The following is a 20,134-nucleotide window of genomic DNA, read 5'->3' on the forward strand; positions in this document are numbered from 1 at the left end:
AAAAAAAATAGCCTTATGGCTATTTTTTTATTTTAATGTAGCAACAGCTGCATCTGAACCTTTTTGAATTGAGCCAGTTGCTGTAACTTTAATATTTTCTAGCACATCTCCATTTGTAAAAATAACTGGAGTAATTGTGCTTTTTGCATTTTCTTTTATATAGTCCATATTGAATGTTAATAAATGATCCCCAGCATTAACTTTTTGGCCTTCTGTTATATGAGCATCAAAACCTTCACCATTTAGTTTAACTGTTTCTAATCCAACATGAATTAAGATTTCAACACCCTCATTTGAACGAATTCCAATCGCGTGTTTCGTATGGAATACTTGTACGATTTCTCCATCGAAAGGAGCTACTACAACACCTTCTGACGGTGTAATAGCAAATCCATCACCCATCATTTTTTCTGCAAATACAGGATCTGGTACTTCAGATAGTGGATGTATTTCTCCAGTTAATGGCGCTTTAATAACAACTTCCTTTGCTGCTACAGGAGCAGAACCTTGTTGTTGTTCTTCCTCTAAACCGAACATTTTTTTTAATTTGTTAAACATAATACTCACCTTTTCTTTAATTTTGATTCCAGTCTTATCATTATCTTTTCAGAAAAAATAATACTAATTATCCTAACAGAAAAAATACATTTATGCTAAAGAAAAGATGAACATTTATTGAATTATTAACAAAACTGTATCATTTTTACAATAAAAGACATGAAAACCCTCTCTTGAATCATAAATTAGCTAGTTCTAAAAATTGGTATTACATATGATAAAATAATGTACATAAATAATTTACCAGTACAATTATATAGATAGGAGCGATTAAATGACTGAAATGGTTCCATTAGTTTTCTCACTTCAAAACAAAAAAATTACAATCATCGGTGGAGGAAAAATCGCATTTCGAAAAGCAAAAGCATTTATAAAAAGTGGTGCTTCAATTACGATTATTAGCCCCCAACTATGTGAAGATTTTAAACAGTTACCTACAATAAAATGGATAAATAAGTATTTTGAAAAAGCTGATTTAACTGGAGCTCACATCGTTATTGCAGCTACAGATGATAAAAAAATAAATAAATTCGTCAAAGAATGTACATCAGATCTCCAATGGTTTAATGATGTAAGTGATCAAAATAATAGTGATTTCCATACACCTGCAGTGGTTCGCAGAGGAGACCTTATTGTATCGGTCTCAACTTCAGGTAAAAGTCCCGTCCTATCAAAAAAAATAAAAAAGGAACTAGACACTTATTTTGACGATCATTATAGTGAAATCGTGGATGAATACGCAATCGAACGAAAAAAACCAGTCATAGAGTAAACTCATATGACTGGTTAGATGTGAAAGTCTTTTGCCTTTATTGTTTTTTCAACTTTGCTAAGGCTTCTGCAAATGGGTTATTAAATGGTTCATCATCTTGTTTATTCTGTTGCTTTAAATATTTTTGAACATCTCGTTTCGAAACTTTACTGTTTTTTTCTTTTGAACGTCGATCTTTAAAAGTAGAAAGTTTTTCTCTATGTCCACATGCACATACAAAAATTTGGCCTTCTCCTTCGCCTCTTAGCTCTAAACGTTTGAAGCAATTAGGACATCTCGCGTTAGTTGATTGTGAAATTGTTTTACGATGACCACATTCTCTGTCCTGGCAAACTAACATTTTTCCGCGTTTACCATTTACTTCTAACATAAGCTTTCCGCAGGCGGGACATTTAGTGCTCGTCATGTTATCATGCTTAAATTTTTGTTCAGTTTGTTTTATTTCTTTCACAGCATCTGAAGAAAAACGAATCATTTCACTCATAAATTTAGATTTAGCTAATTTACCTTTGGAGATGGCTTGAAGCTTCTGCTCCCACTCAGCTGTTAGGGCTGGTGACTTCAAGGCTTCTGGAACAAGGTTTAATAATTGTTTACCTTTATTTGTGATAAAAATATCTTTTCCCTTTTTTTCAATTAAAAAGCTACTGAAAAGTTTTTCAATAATATCCGCTCTTGTTGCAACTGTTCCCAATCCACCTGTTTCGCCTATTGTCTTTTTTAAATCACTACTATTACCAGACATAAAATGGACTGGATTTTCCATTGCACTTAAAAGTGTGGCTTCATTAAAGTAAGCTGGCGGTTTCGTATGCCCTTTAGTTTCAATCACTTTAGCTACTTCAATACGCTCATTTTCATTAATAACCGGTAATCGTTGATCCTCTGTACTTTCAAGATCGTCTTCGTCTTTAAAAACTTCTTTCCAGCCCAGTGATATAACCCTTTTACCTTTCGCAACAAATATCTCATTATCAATTTCTGCAATAACTTTTTCTTGTTCATATACGTACGGAGGTAGTAAGACTGCTAAAAATCTTCTTACGATTAGTTCATATATTTTAAATTCTTTTGAAGAAAGTTCACTTAATATAGGTGCCTGCTCCGTTGGTATAATCGCATGGTGATCTGAAACCTTATTATCATCTACAAATGACTTATTTACTTTAATCGGTTGATTTGTTAATTTCATAATGATTTTTCCATAAGGTTTTATGTTACATGCAGATAAACGTTCCTTTAATGTATCAACTAAATCGGACGATAAGTATCTAGAATCAGTTCGTGGATACGTAACGACTTTATGGTGCTCATATAGCTTTTGCATGATGGATAAAGTTTCTTTAGGTGAAAAATTAAATCTTTTATTGGCCTCTCTTTGGAGCTCAGTTAAATCGTAAAGTTGCGGAGCAAAAGATTTTTTTTCAGCAGTTGTAACTTCCTTAATCTTTAGCTGTTTTCCTTTTATCGCTCCAATAATTTTTTGTAAATCATCGGACGTTTTAATTTTCTGGTCATTCGACTTACGATTTTGCCACGTAAACGTTACATTATTTGCTATTACTTGTAACCCGTAATAAGTTTGTTGCTTAAATTCTTTTATTTCCTTTTCACGCTCTAAAATCATCGAAAGTGTTGGAGTTTGAACCCTACCACATGAAAGTTGAGCATTATGCTTACAGGTAAGTGCTCTTGTTGCATTAATCCCCACGATCCAATCTGCCTCAGCTCTTGCTACAGCAGACAGATATAAATTTTCATATTCCTTGCCATTACGTAAATTTTCAAAGCCCTTTTTCACTGCCTGATCTGTTGCAGAAGAAATCCATAGTCTTTTAATTGGTTTATTAACCTTTGCCAATTGAAGAATCCATCTTGCAACAAGTTCACCTTCTCGCCCTGCATCCGTCGCGATTACGATATCTGAAACATCTTTTCTTAATAATTGAGTTTTCACAGCTTGAAATTGCTTGCCCGTCTTTTTAATAACAACAAGCTTTAATTTATCTGGAATCATTGGTAAATCTTCTAAATTCCATGACTTATATTTATTATCATATCCTTCAGGGTCAGCCAAAGTCACAAGATGCCCTAATGCCCAGGTCACAATATACTTTTTACCTTCTAAAAAACCGTTACCTTTTTGATTGCACCCTAGCACTTTAGCTATATCTCTAGCAACTGAAGGCTTTTCCGCTAATACTACTGTTTTGCTCATATCGTACTCCTTAGTTTATTTACAATTTTCTTATTAACTAACTTTAACACTTCTACTCATCTAATTCCAAAAAAACACAGAGAGTTCGTTTCTTTATAATTTATTATATTTCAGTAATAATCATCATCAATTCCTTTTTGAGATGGATATAAAACTATTCCATAATCACTTTTCAACTTTCTATTCTGAGCTTTTAATCTTTCAGAGTATAAAATACACAGTTCTTCATACAATTTCCTTTCTTCCAAATTAGAGGAATCTAAAGATTTACTTCGATGTTATAAGAGAAATTTCGGCCCCAGGATTTTTTGAATTTAAGCACAACATATTTTTAGAAAAGTTTTTTTAAAACGTTCTTTTTTTGTGTTGCAATTAATTTTTTTTGCAGAAAATTGACGTTTTATTTTATAAAAAAAACAAAGGTATTTACTCCTTATATGGCAAATTTAGTAATTAATTCCATATATAAGGAGAGAGACAATGATTAATAAGATTGTATCTGTAATTTTAGGGGTATTTTTATTCTTATTACCCACAGCCAACGCGACTTCTTTTTCAAAAAGTTTTAGTGATGATGCGTTATCAAATTATATAGATAATCTAAATTTAAACACTACTGAAGCCACTTTTGGACAATCTATTGAAGTTGGATTAACGACTAAAGAACATTTCAACAATGTAACTCTCACATTTAAAAACGGGACTAATTTGACAGAAGTTTTACTAAAAAACCCATCGTCTTCAGATCTTTACTATGCTGGAAAAATTGGGGTTACAGCTTCTTTTATAAAAGGTACTTATCAACTAAGTTCAATTACATTAGATAATCAGACTCTAGCTGTTTCAGACCAGACTATTAAATTTATGATTAATGATTTACCAACTCCAAAAATTAACCCAATTACAAATAAATCCACATCTATAACAGGAGTATTTTTAGCAAACAGTAGCGTCCAATTATTCAACAATAATAAACTTATAAGCACCGTACAAACAGATTCAAAAGGCAATTTTCAATTCAATACTAAACCTCTAAAAGAATTTACTAAAATAAATGCAGTTGGTGTTTCAATTGGATTAAAAAGTAAAACTGCTACATCATATGTTTCAGATGTAATCGCACCTTCTATCACTTCCATACCTTCAATATCAGATCAATCTCAAAGCATATCAGGTAAATCAGAACCAAATGCTGATGTTTTCATTTACTTAAACAAGAAAGTATTAGTAAAAGGTAAAGTTAACTCGGCAGGTAAGTTTACTATTAAAATGGCGAAGCAAAAGGCAAACACAGTTCTTCAAGTCGTTGCAGTTGATAAGAGTAAAAATCAAAGTAAACCTGTTTCAATCCGTATATTAGATCGTACTGCACCTTCAGCACCTACAATCCAAACAGTTAAAGAAAATGCCACTGTCATTAGTGGGAAAACAGAACCAAATGCTTCTGTTAAACTGTATCTAAACGGTAAATATACAGCTAAAACAGCTGCAACAAAGAATGGTAGTTATAGTTTTAAGGTCAGTAAATTAAAAGTATTTACGCCTATAAAAGTACAGTCAATTGACGCTGCTGGAAACCAAAGTAAGCCTTCATTTACTGAGGCAAAGAGCTCCCAACCTCTTTCGAATGGGCAGCTAATTATTGTTAATACAAAAACAAATAAACTTTCATATTACAACAAAGGAAAATTAGTAAAAACATTTAGTGTAGCAACAGGAAAAGCCTCTTCTCCTACACCTACTGGAAAGTTCAAAATCTTAAACAAAATTAAGAATAGACCTTGGTATAAAGAAAATATTCCTGGTGGAGCTCCAAATAATCCACTAGGTAAAAGATGGATGGGCTTAAGTACGGGTAGTTCTCCTGGAAACTCATATGGGATTCACGGAAATGCTAATGAGAGTTCTATTGGTAAATCAGTTAGTCACGGCTGTATTCGAATGCATAACAATGAGATTGAATGGTTATTCGATCAAATAAATGTTGGGACGACAGTTATTATTGCAAAATCATCTAGTACGAATGGGCAAATTGCTCACTCATATGGAATAGCTATCGCATAAAAAGCAAACCATTCCGGTTTGCTTTTTTTATAGTTTAATAGATTACTCTTTCGTTTTTCTAATAGCATTCTTTTCACTTTTCACTGATAATATTTAGTAAAAAGGAAAGAGTTAGAAAGGGGTAATTTTATTTTGAAGAGGTATCTACCTATACTTATTTTGTTTTTTGGTATTCTCTATATCTTTTTTATTCCTTCAGAGCCTGTAAGCATAAAAATACTGTTTAAGGTAATTCCAATGGTGTTGATTATCAGTTATGCCTTTTCACAAATTCCTTATCAATCAACTAAATATCGCACTCTCATACTTTTAGGCCTTATTTTTTGTATGATTGGTGACGGAACGTTAATCTGGTTTGTTGTCGGTTTAAGTGCTTTTCTAATTGGGCATTTGTTTTATGCTGCTGGTTTTATATCAGGATGGAAATTTTCCATATATCGCCTACTTGCGATTATTCCAATTACAATATATGCGTTTTTTCTATGCTCTAATTTAGTACGCTCTTTAAATGAAGGTGGACAAGAGAACTTAGTTATTCCGGTAATAGCCTATTCAGTAGCTATTTCATTGATGGTATTTACTGCTATAATGACTGGAAACAAATGGGCTATTTTGGGGAGCCTATTATTTATCATTTCAGATTCTATATTATCATGGGACCTATTTGTAGAAAGCGTTAAATACGGTCATGAATTAATCATGATCACTTACTACTTAGCACAGTTTTTAATCGCTAAAAGCATTTTAAATAGAAAGAGCGTTTCTTAATATTTTACTTTCAAATAAAGTAAGAACTACAATATAAATGTAGCCTCTTTTCACTGAAATTAAAAATTGAAAGCGTATTACATAAGAATTATGAAATGTAAAAGGAGATTTTCATATGAAAAATGAGTTAATTAATCGTTTAATTAGTTATGCAAAAGTTGATACACAATCAAATGCGAGTAGTGAAACATGCCCTTCTACACCTGGCCAATTAACTTTGGGCCGCATGCTAGTGGAAGAGTTAAACAAAATTGGATTAGTTGACGTAACGATGGATAACAATGGTTATGTTATGGCTACACTTCCGGCAAATTCCGACAAAGAAATTCCGACAATTGGATTTTTAGCACATTTAGACACAGCGACAGACTTTACAGGAAAAAATGTTAACCCTCAGCTAGTTGAAGACTATGATGGAAAGGATATCGTTTTAAATGAGCGTTTAAATGTTGTCCTATCGCCGAGTCATTCACCAGAGTTAAGTAAGTATATAGGTCACACATTAATGACAACTGATGGGACTACATTACTTGGTGCGGATAATAAGGCTGGTATCGCTGAAATTATGACTGCGATGGCGTATTTAGTTCAACATCCTGAAATCAAACACGGCAAAATAAGAGTCGCATTTACACCAGATGAAGAAATCGGTAGAGGCCCACATAAATTTGATGTAAAAGCGTTTGATGCTAAATATGCTTACACAATGGACGGTGGTCCATTAGGAGAGCTTCAATACGAGAGCTTTAATGCTGCAGGTGCAATGATTACGGTAAAAGGTAAAAACGTTCACCCAGGTACTGCTAAGGGTAAAATGATAAATTCAATGAAAATTGCCATGGAAATAAATAATTTATTACCTTTAGAAGAAGCACCAGAATCAACTGAAGGTTACGAAGGCTTTTATCATCTAGTATCAATTGAAGGTGATGTAGAGTTAACAAAAATGCACTACATTATTAGAGATCATGATAAAACAAAATTTGCTAGCCGAAAAGAGACATTGTCGAAAATTGTAAATCAATTAAAAGAAAAACATGGTGAAAACAGCATTATTTTAGAGTTAAAAGACCAGTACTATAATATGGGTGAGAAAATCTTACCTGTTAAAGAGGTTGTTGATATTGCTCACGAGGCAATGACAAACCTAGAAATTACACCAATTGTAGAACCAATACGTGGTGGAACAGATGGTTCACAGCTATCATATATGGGACTACCTACTCCAAACATTTTTACAGGTGGAGAAAACTACCACGGCAAATTTGAATACATTTCAATCGACAATATGGTTAAAGCAACAAATGTCATGATTGAAGTGATCAAATTATATGAACAAAAGGCAACTTCAAAGTAAAAAATTAGGACTGACATATATCTGTCAGTCCTTTTTTTACTTAATTTTACGAATAAATACGACTTTTAAATAGTTACCTTCTTTAAACTGCTTAGTTGTTTTAAAGTCATTAGGTAGGCTAAATTCTTCCATTAATTTATATTGCCCGCCTAATTCCTTAAACGCTGTATCAATAAACCCTTTAAATTTATTCATTCCAAAAGTACTACAGTTCGTTGAAGCAACGATTACACCATCATTTTTTGTAATCGTAATAGCTTCTTTCAACAGGTTCTTATAGTCTTTTTCCGCGCTGAAAGTATGTTTTTTAGATCTTGCAAAACTTGGTGGATCTAAAATAACCATCTCAAATGTAAGATTCTTTTTAACTGCATATTTAAAGTAATGAAATACATCCTCAACAACTATGTTCTCGGTTGCAGGGTCAATTCCATTAATTTTAAATTGTTCTTTTGTTTTTTCTAAGCTACGATTTGCTAAGTCTACACTAGTAGTCTTACTTGCTCCTCCAACTGCTGCAAAAACTGAGAATGCTCCTGTATAAGAGAAAGTATTTAAAACTGTTTTCCCGTAAGCATATTTATCTCGAATTAGTTTTCTAACTTCACGTTGATCTAAAAATACGCCTACCATTGCGCCATCATTTAAATATATAGCGAAATTAACTCCATTTTCCTTTACGATAATAGGAAATTGACCTCTATCCCCCATCACAAAATCATCTTCTTCAATATACTGCCCTTTTGTATCAAAGCGCTTTTTCTGATAAATCCCTTTGAATTCGACAAGATTCTCTAATGCTTGAATAACCCAATCTTTAAATTGATAGATTCCTTCGCTATACCAACTAATTAAATAAAATCCGTCAAAATAATCAATTGTTAATCCACCAATCCCATCGCCTTCCCCATTAAATACTCTAAATGCTGTCGTATCAGAGCTATTATAAAATTGTTGGCGGTCTTCGATTGCTTGTTTAATTTTATCCTCAAAGAACTTAGGTCCAATCTTTTCATGCTCCTTCAGGCTAAGAACCCAACCTAAACCCTTATTTTGCTTTCCATAGTATCCCTTTCCAATAAAACCATTACGTTCATCTACAAGATTAATTATTGTTCCTTCATAAATAAAATCTTTACTATTCACGATCGATTCTTTTGAAATTAGTGGATACCCATTTTTATAATCTTTTACAAACTTTTGTTTAATTTTTAATTCTTTATCCATAAGCCCATCCATTCATTCTCTTTTTTTACATATTATTTCCATAAACAATTATTATAGTGTGACCTGTTAGACAAAACTGCTGATTTAAGTAAAATATTATCTTTTTCTATGAAATAACCGCTTAAGCCATTTTTCGCACAACGTGCTATCAAGTCCTTTATTATAACATGACAAACAAATTACTTAATCTCTCTTTTTCTAAGTAAGCATGATAATAATCTTTAAATTTGATATATAAAATACTCTCTTTATCTTAAAGAATTAGTGATTTACTCTGCTAGTTATTTTAATATTAATATCATGAATACCTTTTGATGTAGTTGTAAAAGTGGAAATACTAAAGTAAGCGCCAAATTATCTAGGTCAGAACAAATTCTTGTTCAAAGTGAAAGGGAATACATTATGGAAATGATTACTGAAACAATACAAATAGAGAACTTAAAAGAGAATAAAATAATAGGGGACCCTAAACTAACAAATTCAAAAATAATATTTAGAGGAAAAGGAAATGTTCTATATTGTGATAATGAAAATGTTCATTTAGTAAATAGTAATATTGAGTTTAATGGAAATGACACGATTATTTTTCTTTGTAAAAACAGGTTTAATTATATACTCAATGCAATTGTTTACAATAATTCTGTACTATTTTTTGGAAGAGATAATTATTTTAACAACAAATTAAATGTAATTATTTCAGAACAAAAAAATGTTATCGTTGGAGAAGGTTGTTTAATTTCATTTGACTGTTGGTTTAGAACAGCAGACCCTCATCTAATTTATGATTCTCTCTCGAAGAAAAGAGTTAACCCAAGTAAAAGCATTTATATTGGCGATCATGTTTGGATTGGTCAACATGCTTTTATTTTAAAAGGAACTCAAATTGGTTCAGGCAGTATTATCGGAGGCATGTCATTAGTTAGTGGGAAAAAAATTGAATCGAATTCTTCGTATGCTGGCAATCCAGTAAGAAAAATTGGCGAATCAATTTTTTATACTAGTGACAGCGTACATGCGTTTACAGAATCAGAAACACAAAGTCATGATGTTTTTGAGAGTGATGAATATATTTATTCATATAATCAAACTGAGATATTCCCATTCACTTCTATAGAAAAATCACTAACAGAATTAAAGTCGGTTTCAGAAAAACTTGATTTTATTAAAGATAATTTGCAGGTGAATCGAAACAAAAACCGCTTTTTCATTGGAAATCCTAATGTTAAGCAGAGTTTTATAGAAAGGATTAAAGAGAAAATATATAACTATTTATTGTCAAAAAAGTAAAACCGCATGCTAAAAAAACACCCCTTAAATTCGCTGTTTTTAAAACACATGGTTTTTTCTTCATCAACTTTAAGGGGTGTAGTCTAAATTGAATAAGGCTTTAAATTCATTCATTAACCGGTTGAATTCTTCTAGCAAAATCAACAAATTTGAACTTATCAGGGCGATGTCTAGATTGACCGTATTGTAATAGAGAACCATCGTCTAAATAGACGAAAGTATTTACAACTACTACCATATCATAACCATCTAAATCTAAATATTTTTGGTCATCTTCTGTGCAAGCTTGTACTACAATTTCTTTTTTCGCAAAGCCAATATTTAAGTGTAGAGTATTTTCTATATAGTCAAAAATTGACCCTTCGCAGATTGACTTTGAAAGTTTTTCTACATATGAACTATTGTAATACTCTTTGTCTAAAATTATTTTTTTTCCGTCGATTTTTCTGGCTCTAACTACTTTCCAAATCGCTGTTTGGTCATCTATTTCTAGTTGTTCTCTTACAAATTTACTTGGCCACTTCTTTTCAAGAATTTCTACAATTGTTTCTGCTTCTCTACCGATTTGGTTTGATAATTCTTTAAAACTAATTAAACCTGTTACCGGGAAATTTAATTTTGCAGTGTCTAAAATAAACGAACCTTTACCTTTGACTTTATTTATATAACCGTTTTGCTCAAGCATTTGTAAGGATTTCCTAATTGTATCTCTAGAAACAGCAAATTGCTCCATTAATGACTTTTCAGAAGGTATTTTACTACCAACAGCAAAAGCCCCTTTTTCAATCTGTTCAATTAACTTATGATAGATTGAAATATACTTTGCGTTCATTTTCATCACCTAGAAAAATTTTATTATATTCTTACATTTTTCTCAAGAAGGTAACAAATAGACTCATATGGACGCAACGTAAATTCGCTTATATTCTGACTAGAATCCTCGTAATTTGAAATTAAAATCTGCTTCTTATAATCCCCAATCTCGATATCTTCTGGTAATTTAAAAAGAGTATCCTTGCCATAAAAATTATTAACGACTAACAACATTTGATTACCCAGTTTCCGAGTGTATGCAAATATTTGTTCATGATTTAGTAAGAATGAATCATACGTACCTGTCGAAATAATGTCGAATTTTTTTCTTAAGTCAATTAGTTTTTTATAATGATAATACACTGAATCTTCGTCAGCTATCGAATTTTCGACATTTATTTGTTCATAATCTTTTCCAGTTGAAATCCATGGTGTTCCAGTTGTGAATCCTGCATGAATTGAATTATTCCATTGCATAGGTGTACGGGAATTATCCCTTGACTTGCTCTTTAAAATGGCTAATATTTCTCTTTCTGGAACCCCATTTTCTTTTAATATTTTATAATAATTTAAGCTTTCTACATCTCGATAGTCTTCAATTGTGTCAAATTTAGGATTTGGCATTCCAATTTCTTCACCTTGGTAAATATATGGAGTTCCTCTTAATAAATGCATTGAAGTAGCAAGCATTTTGGCTGATTCTTTATGATATTTTTGATCGTTTCCAATTCGTGAAACAATACGAGGTTGGTCATGGTTACACCAAAATAAGGCGTTCCATCCATTACCGGATTGCATACCTTTTTGCCACTGATCGAGAATTGACTTAAGTGATATAAAATCAAAATCCATTAATGACCATTTTTGCCCATCTTTATAGTCAATTTTTAAATGATGGAAGCTAAAAACCATCGATAACTCATTCTCAGACGGATTTGAGTATTGAATACAATGGTCGATTGAAGTTGAAGACATTTCACCGACAGTAATGATTTCTTCGTTTTTACCAAACGTCTCTTTATTTAATTTCTTTAAATATTCATGAATTCGAGGTCCGTCTGTATAGTATTTTCTGCCGTCACCTATTTCGTCATCAACCATAACTTCTGGCTTTGATATCAGATTAATTACATCCAAACGAAATCCTTTTACTCCTTTATCTATCCAGAAATTAACGATATCAAATAGTTCGTTTTGTACCTCATCATTTTCCCAGTTTAAATCTGGTTGGGTTTTATCAAAGAGATGCAGATAATATTCATTTGAATTCTCAACTTTCTCCCAAGTTGAACCACCAAATTTGGAGATCCAATTCGTTGGCTCTTTTCCGTCCTTTTCTTCTCTAAAAATATAATAGTTTTTATATTTTTCATCTCCATCAAGGGCTTTCTTAAACCACTCATGTTCTGAAGAAGTATGATTAAATACCATATCCAGCATTATTTCTATATCACAACGTTTCGCAGACTTCACCAATTCATCAAAATCTTCCATTGTTCCGTATGCTGGATCAATTTTTCGATAGTCCGCTACATCATAACCATTATCATTTTGAGGAGATACATAAAATGGAGTAAGCCAAATGTAGTCAACACCTAATTCTTTTAAATAATCAAGCTTTTTTGTAACTCCTCTTAAGTCTCCAAAACCATCTCCATTCGAATCATAAAAAGACTTAGGATAAATTTGGTATACGACACTGTTCTTAAAATCCTTCATTTTGATAATCTCCTTGATTTATAAATAAATTCGAAAGGAAGGAAAATAAATTTCCTTCCCCTTAAATAATTATGAGTTTTTCACTAGTAGTTTTTTCTTGTTAAAAATAATTGTTAAAATGAATGGGACAACGACTGCAACTAGCATAGCAATTGAAAACATTCCAATATGTTTAGGCTGAATAGATAAAATTGCTGGAAGGCCTCCAACACCAATTGAATTCGCCATTACACCTGTACCAACTGAAACAATAGCAGCTATACCAGAGCCAATCATGGCAGCTAAGAATGGATAAGCATACTTTAAGTTAATACCAAACATTGCTGGCTCTGTTACCCCTAAAAAACAAGAGATAGCAGCAGGAATTGATACTTGCTTTTCTTCTTCATTCTTTCTATTCAAATAAATGATTGCTAAAACAGCAGAGCCTTGTGCGATATTTGATAAAGCGATCATCGGCCACAGATTCGTTCCATGAAGCTGACTCATTAGTTGAAGATCGATTGCGTTAGTCATATGATGCAATCCAGTTATAACGAGTGGTGCATAGAAGAATCCAAATACTAAGGCAAAGAGCCAACCGAATGAAGACGTTAATCCTGAATAAACTAGATGTGAGATAGCTGAACCGATTTTCCAACCGATTGGACCTAATACTACATGTGCAATTATAACTGTTGGTACTAGTGCAAAAAACGGTACCACTATCATTGAAATTGCACTTGGAACAATTTTTCGAATATTTGTCTCTAAAATCGCTAAAGTGAAACCGGCCAATATAGCTGGAATAACTTGCGCTTGATAACCAATCATATCGATTTTAGCAAAACCAAAGTCCCAAACTGGTGGTACAGCCCCACCTGCTACTGCATATGCATTTAGTAGTTGTGGTGAAACAAGTGTAATACCTAAAACAATCCCCAGAATTTGAGTCGTACCCATTTTCTTTGTAATTGACCATGTTATACCAACTGGTAAGAAATGAAAAATGGCTTCACCGATCAACCATAAAAAAGAATGTGTACCTGCCCAAAATTGAGAGGTTTCGACAAGTGTTTTAGTACCATGATCTAGTAGTTTAATATCCCCAATTATATTACGGAATCCTAAGATTAGACCCCCTACAACAATGGCTGGAATTAATGGTGAAAAGATTTCCGCTAAGTGAGCAAGCAGTCTTTGGATCCATGTCATATTTTGCCTTGCAGCTATTTTAGCTTCATCTTTTGAAGTTTCCTCTACCCCAGCTAATTTTACGAATTCATTATAAAAAATAGATACTTCATTACCGATAATTACTTGAAATTGCCCAGCTTGCGTAAAAGTACCTTTAACTATTTTAATTTCTTGAATCATTTTTTCATCAGCTTTTTTAACGTCTTTCAGTACAAAACGCATTCGTGTTGCACAATGAGTTACTGTAGCGATGTTTTCTTTACCACCAATGTACTGAAGTAATTGTTTTGCATCGTCACTAAATCGGCTCATGATATCCCCTCCTCGAGCAATCTATTATTTATTTATAATTTTTAAATTCATCCTGTACGTACAAGATTAGTATATTCTTGTACGTACAGGATTGCAAGCGTTTTTTGTAAACGTTCTCACTTCTTATTAATTTCCATGGAAATTGCTACTCCAAACCACTAATAAATAACACTTCAATTAACTAAAAATTTACACACATTTATCGCCATCTATCTATTCACAATCTAAAATCAAAAAAGTAAGTCATTTTAATTTGGAGGAATATTATGAAACGTACTATTTTGACATTAACTGCTTGCCTACAATCCTGCCTGTTTCAACTTCTTATGCTGCAGATCAATCATCAACAAGAGAATCTTACATCTAATCACAACTAACTAATGCAAATGCATTCATCACAGATCCAAACGTACGACAAGAAAAATATACTAGCATGGAGGAATCACCATTTTCTTTTTACCGCGCGACTAATCCACTTTTCTATCAAGACTTAGGAACTGGTGTAATTCCTATTCCTAGCGCTTGGAAAACAACCGCGAATATTAGAACATGGGTTGGGGTTGAGGGTGATGCACATACACAAAACATAGGTTTTTTTGATAACAGTAAAGGTGAGGTCGTTTTTGATTTAAATGACTCAGATGAATCATATGTCGCACCATTTTATTGGGATTTAATTCGCTTCTCTACTAGTGTTTTCCTCATGGCAGATGAGGCCTCAAACGTCTCTTTATCTATGCAAAATTGACGTGAACTAGTTACAAGCTTTTTAACTACTTACCAAGACACACTGACTGCCGTTAATGGAAATAGCGGTGAGACTTCAACGCAACTGGATGAAGGAACATTAACAAGTGGCTTTGTCCAAAATCAAATGCGAGATATTAAAAGTTCAGATAGTGTAACAAAGCTATTAAATAAGTGGACTACTACCACTTCTGGAACAAGACTATTTAACTTTTCAAATAGTAATTTATCAGCAGTGACATCAACGGAGCGTTCAAACATTGTTAACAATTGGACAAATTATAAAGCTAATATCTCTAGTTTTGTTTCCCTCAAAGCCAAGTACATACTTTACAATTAAAGACATTGCTCGTCGCCTGCATTCAGGTCTAGAAAGTTTAGGTGTAGATAAATTTTATGTACTAATTGAAGGAGAAACTAGATCACAAAACGATGATGTGTTATTAGAAGTTAAAGAGCAACGCAATCCATCTATGTTTTTAGAAGGTAGTCTATCTCAAACTCAATGCAATACATTCCCTTCTCATGGTAATCGCTCTAAAACAGGTGAGTTAGCTGATGGAATCAAAGTTGATAATGATTTAGGAGAAATGAATTTTAATAACAGTTCTTACCGAGTTCAACGAATTTCACCATGGGATGAAACATTTGATGCAGTTGATTTCAAAAGTAAATCAGATGTCCAGAACTTCTTAAAGTATTCTGCTATGGCGTTTGCCTACGCTCACGCAAGAGCTGACAAGGACTATAATACAACGTATGTAAACTATAATTTTGAGCAAGGCGTTCTAGATGCAATTACTGCTTGGCCTCAGTTTAAAACAACGGTCCTTCAACTAAGTGAAAATTACTATAACCAAGTACTTGCAGACTATACATTAATTGAGGATTTAAGACATACTGGAAAGTTGTAATAAGAAATCAGGAGGGACTGGGACTTATGGGATTTATTTTCGAAAGTGCCATAAATCATTTTGAGGAATTAATCTGTAAGTTTTACTTTAATGAAAATGGTATGATTGCTAACCCATATTTATTAAATTTTCATTCATTTAAACATTAATTATAAATAAAAACCGTTAATGCCCTATCTGTCCCTAGGTAGAGTATTAACGGTTTTTTAGCTATTATTACATTGTTTCCTCTGTAAAGTAATCAAATACGATACAGCCCGCTCCCTGTGCAACGATATTATACGCTGTTGATGATTTAATGATTTGAACAGGACTGTTTGGATATTTTTTCAATCTTCCTTGTGCTATTTCGCATGCTACATCAAAGAATAATGGCTTTGGAACTAGTGTACCTCCACAAACTACAATATCAGGACGTACAATATAAATAAGGTTAGTCAGTCCTATTCCAAAGTAATTAGCTGCCTCTTTAATGACTTCTAAACAAAGTGGGTCTTCTTTCTCTAAAGCTTCAAGAATTTGGTGATAACTAATTTTTTCAACATCATTTAATTCACCATTCAAAGAAGAAACCTCTCCTCGCTTAATACGTTTGATAACCTCTTTGTGAATTGCTGGTAAACTACTATACGCTTGTAGACAACCATAAGTACCGCATGAACAAAGTTTTCCATGAATATCGATGATCATATGTCCAAAAGCATCGTCCATTTCGTTTTTATTGCTTATTAGTTTGCCTTGCTGAATAATCCCACATCGAATTCCCATATCACTCGAAACAAAAACAATATTTTCATTTTCTTTACTATAATTTAGTCTGTACTCTGCTAAGGCTGCTAAATTTGTACCGTTATTTAATAATACTGGGCACTGATTAGTTTCTTCTAAGTACTGAACAATATTTAAACTTTCCCACCCATCAGCTAAAAATGATTCTGATTTTATCAATACACCCTTTTCTTGATCAATTGGGTCTAAAACTCCTATACCAATACCTAGTAATTTTTCTCTACTAATCTTATTTTGATCTAATAATTCACTTACACTTTTTGTTACAAAATTTAATGTATATTCTCCAGTACTCTCATTGCTCATTTTTAATTTTTTTGATTCGACAATGGTTAGATTTAAGTCAAGCAGTAGTACCGTTGTAAATAAATTCGTAATTTCAACACCAATTAAATAGAATGCAGTTGGGTTAATTACATACATCGCTGGTCTCCTTCCACCGCTAGAAACCCCTAAACCACTGTCATATATAAGCCCATCCTGTACTAACTCATCCAATAACCGAACACAAGTAGTATGCTTATAACCTGTCATTTCAGTTAATGAACTAACTTTAATTGGTCCTAATTTTCTTATTAAGCTATATAAAAGTTTTAAACTTTTGATTTTAGGCGACTGATTGCCTATAAATTGCCTGATCATTAGCTCCTCCAAAACTCTAATCTTTTTTTCCTACCTACTTCTCATTCAACTTTTTATATTTTATGAATTAAGTATAGCTATTTATACACTATTTTACAGCATTTTAAGTAAAAAAGATTAAACTTTTTACCAAAATGATTTTTAGTTTATTTACAAGTAAGGAATTATCCATTAGACTTATGGTGAAAGCATTAGATTACTCATTACAATATTACAATCCCTATCGCTCATTTTTGGAGGAAAAATATATGCATAAAACTGAACATATTTTAGAAACAAGAGATTTTATATTAAGTAAAACAAACTACCGTCCAACGGTTGGATTAATATTAGGTTCTGGCTTAGGTACTCTTGCAGATGAAATCGAAAACGCTGTTGTCATTCCTTACAGTGAAATTCCTCACTTTGCAAAGTCTGAAGCAGTTGGACATGCGAATGAATTAGTAATTGGTGAATTAAAAGGCCAAGTTGTGGTAGCAATGAAAGGCCGTTTCCATTATTATGAAGGCTTTACTTTAGATGAAGTAACGTTCCCTGTACGTGTAATGAAAGCACTTGGAGTAGAAAAATTAATCGTAACAAATGCTTGTGGTGCTATTAACACTAGCTTTAATCCGGGCGATTTAATGTTAATTACTGATCATATTAATTTAGTTGGAACAAATCCTTTAATTGGACCAAATAACTCAGAACTAGGAACTCGCTTCCCTGACGTTTCTGAAGTATATAACAAAGAATTACGTAGCCTTGCATTAAATGTTGCTGCGAAACAAGATCTTAAATTACAACAGGGTGTATATGCTTGGTGGAGTGGCCCTTCATACGAAACACCTGCTGAAATCCGTATGATCCGTACACTTGGTGCTGATTCTGTAGGGATGTCAACAGTTCCTGAAGCAATCGTAGCTGTTCACGGAAGCATGAAAGTTTTAGGTATCTCTTGCCTAACAAACATGGCTTGTGGCATCCTAGATCAACCATTAAACCACGAAGAAGTAATTGAAGTAGCGAGCATGGTTAGAACAAAATTTGTTAACTTAGTTAAGGGTATACTAGAAGAAATGTAATATGAAATTCGGAGTACGTGTGAGCAGCTCTGGGGGAATATTACCGGAGAAATATCTCGCTGATCTAGTCCGCAAAATATGAAATTAGATATGAGTAAAGAGGTGTTTCCTCTTTACTTCTTTTTATTGGGAAGAGGTTTTAATTTGAAAGGCATACTCTATATTATTATCGGTTCTGTTTGTTATGGTGTTTTGTCTACCTTTGTAAAGTTGGCTTATGGTGATGGTTTTATTGTAAATGATGTAGTAGGTATTCAAATGTTTATTGGGGCTATATTATTATGGTCCATCGTACTTTTTAATAAAAGTAGATTCGCTATATCAAATAATGAACAATATATAAAGCCTACAAAGAAGGATGTTTTATTACTTGTTGTATTAGGGTCTACGACTGGCTTAACAGGGATGTTTTATTATTTGGCTTTACAATACATTACCGCATCATTAGCGATTGTGTTGTTGTTCCAGTTCACCTGGATTGGTGTTTTATTAGAATCAGTAGTCAATCGAAAACTTCCAGAAAAAAGTAAATTACTCTCATTGATACCACTCGTTATCGGCACGATCTTTGCGACAAATGTATTGTCTAATGGACTTGGTTCATTGAATTGGTTAGGAGTTTTATTTGGGGTGTTATCCGCAGTTTCGTATAGTACTTTTGTGTTACTTAGCGGTAGAGTCGCTTTAAAGACGAATCCGATAACAAAAACGGCATTTATGATTACAGGTGGTTTTATAATTTGTTCTATCTTCCTTCCACCTACATTTTTCACAAATTGGCACTTATTTGTAGAACTTTCAATAAAGTATGGGTTGATTCTTGGATTTCTAGGTCCGTTTTTCTCTACTTTAATGTTTTCAAAAGGTGTTCCTTTAACCGGTTCTGGTCTTGCTTCTATTTTAGGGGCAGCAGAATTACCGACTGCTACAGTAATGTCAGCTCTTGTATTAAAGGAAACGATTGGAGCACCACAATACTTTGGTATTATTTTAATTTTAATCGGTATTACTATACCGGAATTTCTTAAAAGAAAGTCACTTCAAAAAGTATAAAAAATTTTTTCTTACATTAAACTCATAAAAATAAATTATGCAAAATAAATCTGCTAATTCTCCGAATAATTAAACGGATATTTCAAATAATATTTCAGATTGCTCGCAAATCGAATGCAATTAGTCTGAAAAACGATTTTTTGGATTTATCTACAAACAAAGATATTCACAGTTATATTCTTTGTTATATTTATGGAGGTGTTTTTATGAAAGTAAGAGACGTCATGTCGAGTAATGTTGAATGTTGTTCAAATCAAGATTCTTTACAATCAGTAGCAAGTAAAATGGAATCATTAAATGTAGGTGCAATTCCAGTTGTTGAAAATGGTCAAGTCGTAGGAATGATTACAGATCGTGACTTAGCCTTACGTGGTATTGGTCAAAATGGCAACGCAAATGCTTCTCAAGTAATGTCTAATGATATTGTGACGATTGATTGTAATGCTAGTCTTCAAGAAGCGTCAAATTTAATGGCACAGCATCAAATAAGAAGATTACCAGTCGTTGAAAATGGGAACCTTGTTGGAATGCTTTCACTAGGAGATTTAGCTGTACAAGAACAATCAGACGAAAGTGCTGGCGAAGCATTGTCACAAATCTCTCAGAACGATATTCAATAAATAAAAATGAACAAAGGGACCGTAAATTTAT

General features: G+C 32.8%; 18 protein-coding genes. 11 read left to right on the forward strand and 7 right to left on the reverse strand.

Going from position 1 to position 20,134, the window contains the following annotated elements:
- Window positions 1-27: 27 nt before the first annotated feature.
- Window positions 28-558: a PTS sugar transporter subunit IIA gene (locus RAH41_RS17355; RefSeq protein ID WP_419471626.1), complete on the reverse strand. Its 531-nt coding sequence runs from the start codon at window positions 556-558 to the stop codon at window positions 28-30.
- A gap of 274 nt (window positions 559-832) precedes the next feature.
- Here RAH41_RS17355 and RAH41_RS17360 point away from each other — a divergent pair, with 274 nt between their 5' ends.
- Complete coding sequence (locus RAH41_RS17360) at window positions 833-1,330, forward strand: precorrin-2 dehydrogenase/sirohydrochlorin ferrochelatase family protein (protein ID WP_331224256.1); 498 nt, start codon at window positions 833-835, stop codon at window positions 1,328-1,330.
- A gap of 37 nt (window positions 1,331-1,367) precedes the next feature.
- Here the strand turns inward: RAH41_RS17360 and RAH41_RS17365 are convergent, their stop codons facing one another.
- Window positions 1,368-3,548, reverse strand: a complete 2,181-nt coding sequence (locus RAH41_RS17365) for a DNA topoisomerase III (RefSeq protein WP_331224257.1) — start codon at window positions 3,546-3,548, stop codon at window positions 1,368-1,370.
- Between the two features lie 480 nt (window positions 3,549-4,028).
- Here RAH41_RS17365 and RAH41_RS17370 point away from each other — a divergent pair, with 480 nt between their 5' ends.
- From RAH41_RS17370 to pepT, 3 genes are all read left to right on the forward strand, one after another.
- A complete protein-coding gene (locus RAH41_RS17370) occupies window positions 4,029-5,612 on the forward strand; it encodes a L,D-transpeptidase (RefSeq protein ID WP_331224259.1) in 1,584 nt (527 codons plus the stop codon).
- Window positions 5,613-5,744: 132 nt separating this feature from the next.
- Window positions 5,745-6,380 carry a lysoplasmalogenase gene (locus RAH41_RS17375; protein ID WP_331224260.1) on the forward strand — a complete coding sequence of 212 codons (636 nt, stop codon included), beginning with the start codon at window positions 5,745-5,747 and terminating at the stop codon, window positions 6,378-6,380.
- Between the two features lie 115 nt (window positions 6,381-6,495).
- Complete coding sequence (gene pepT / locus RAH41_RS17380; RefSeq protein WP_331224262.1) at window positions 6,496-7,737, forward strand: peptidase T; 1,242 nt, start codon at window positions 6,496-6,498, stop codon at window positions 7,735-7,737.
- A 36-nt stretch (window positions 7,738-7,773) separates the two neighbouring features.
- Here the strand turns inward: pepT and RAH41_RS17385 are convergent, their stop codons facing one another.
- A complete protein-coding gene (locus RAH41_RS17385; protein WP_331224263.1) occupies window positions 7,774-8,964 on the reverse strand; it encodes a class I SAM-dependent rRNA methyltransferase in 1,191 nt (396 codons plus the stop codon).
- Window positions 8,965-9,366: 402 nt separating this feature from the next.
- Between RAH41_RS17385 and RAH41_RS17390 the strand changes: the two genes are divergently transcribed.
- On the forward strand, window positions 9,367-10,251 hold the full coding sequence (locus tag RAH41_RS17390) for an acyltransferase (RefSeq protein ID WP_331224265.1): 885 nt from the start codon (window positions 9,367-9,369) through the stop codon (window positions 10,249-10,251).
- A gap of 106 nt (window positions 10,252-10,357) precedes the next feature.
- Here the strand turns inward: RAH41_RS17390 and treR are convergent, their stop codons facing one another.
- From treR to treP, 3 genes are all read right to left on the reverse strand, one after another.
- A complete protein-coding gene (gene treR, locus RAH41_RS17395) occupies window positions 10,358-11,083 on the reverse strand; it encodes a trehalose operon repressor (RefSeq protein WP_331224267.1) in 726 nt (241 codons plus the stop codon).
- A 23-nt stretch (window positions 11,084-11,106) separates the two neighbouring features.
- On the reverse strand, window positions 11,107-12,783 hold the full coding sequence (gene treC / locus RAH41_RS17400) for an alpha,alpha-phosphotrehalase (protein ID WP_331224268.1): 1,677 nt from the start codon (window positions 12,781-12,783) through the stop codon (window positions 11,107-11,109).
- Between the two features lie 69 nt (window positions 12,784-12,852).
- Window positions 12,853-14,271 (reverse strand): PTS system trehalose-specific EIIBC component, encoded by a 1,419-nt coding sequence (gene treP, locus RAH41_RS17405; protein ID WP_331224269.1) that lies wholly within the window; start codon window positions 14,269-14,271, stop codon window positions 12,853-12,855.
- Between the two features lie 394 nt (window positions 14,272-14,665).
- Here treP and RAH41_RS17410 point away from each other — a divergent pair, with 394 nt between their 5' ends.
- The 3 genes from RAH41_RS17410 (at window position 14,666) to RAH41_RS17420 (ending at window position 16,081) form a co-directional block, all read left to right on the forward strand.
- Complete coding sequence (locus RAH41_RS17410; RefSeq protein ID WP_331224398.1) at window positions 14,666-15,019, forward strand: DUF2252 family protein; 354 nt, start codon at window positions 14,666-14,668, stop codon at window positions 15,017-15,019.
- 259 nt (window positions 15,020-15,278) lie between these two features.
- A complete protein-coding gene (locus RAH41_RS17415) occupies window positions 15,279-15,932 on the forward strand; it encodes a DUF2252 family protein (protein ID WP_331224270.1) in 654 nt (217 codons plus the stop codon).
- Between the two features lie 26 nt (window positions 15,933-15,958).
- Window positions 15,959-16,081 carry a hypothetical protein gene (locus tag RAH41_RS17420; RefSeq protein WP_331224271.1) on the forward strand — a complete coding sequence of 41 codons (123 nt, stop codon included), beginning with the start codon at window positions 15,959-15,961 and terminating at the stop codon, window positions 16,079-16,081.
- A gap of 67 nt (window positions 16,082-16,148) precedes the next feature.
- On the opposite strand, the gene RAH41_RS17425 is transcribed toward RAH41_RS17420, so the two are convergent.
- The gene (locus RAH41_RS17425) at window positions 16,149-17,363 is read right to left on the reverse strand and encodes an ROK family transcriptional regulator (protein WP_331224273.1); all 1,215 of its coding nucleotides are present in this window, start codon (window positions 17,361-17,363) and stop codon (window positions 16,149-16,151) included.
- A gap of 248 nt (window positions 17,364-17,611) precedes the next feature.
- On the opposite strand from RAH41_RS17425, the gene RAH41_RS17430 reads away from it, so the two are divergent.
- From RAH41_RS17430 to RAH41_RS17440, 3 genes are all read left to right on the forward strand, one after another.
- Window positions 17,612-18,430, forward strand: a complete 819-nt coding sequence (locus RAH41_RS17430) for a purine-nucleoside phosphorylase (RefSeq protein WP_331224275.1) — start codon at window positions 17,612-17,614, stop codon at window positions 18,428-18,430.
- A 144-nt stretch (window positions 18,431-18,574) separates the two neighbouring features.
- Entirely contained in the window at window positions 18,575-19,483 is a 909-nt protein-coding gene (locus RAH41_RS17435) for a DMT family transporter (RefSeq protein ID WP_331224277.1), read from the forward strand.
- A 206-nt stretch (window positions 19,484-19,689) separates the two neighbouring features.
- Window positions 19,690-20,103 carry a CBS domain-containing protein gene (locus RAH41_RS17440; protein WP_331224278.1) on the forward strand — a complete coding sequence of 138 codons (414 nt, stop codon included), beginning with the start codon at window positions 19,690-19,692 and terminating at the stop codon, window positions 20,101-20,103.
- Window positions 20,104-20,134 lie beyond the last annotated feature (31 nt).

The sequence above is a fragment of the Gottfriedia acidiceleris genome, assembly GCF_036421055.1.
In the GTDB taxonomy this organism is placed as follows: domain Bacteria; phylum Bacillota; class Bacilli; order Bacillales; family Bacillaceae_G; genus Gottfriedia; species Gottfriedia acidiceleris_C.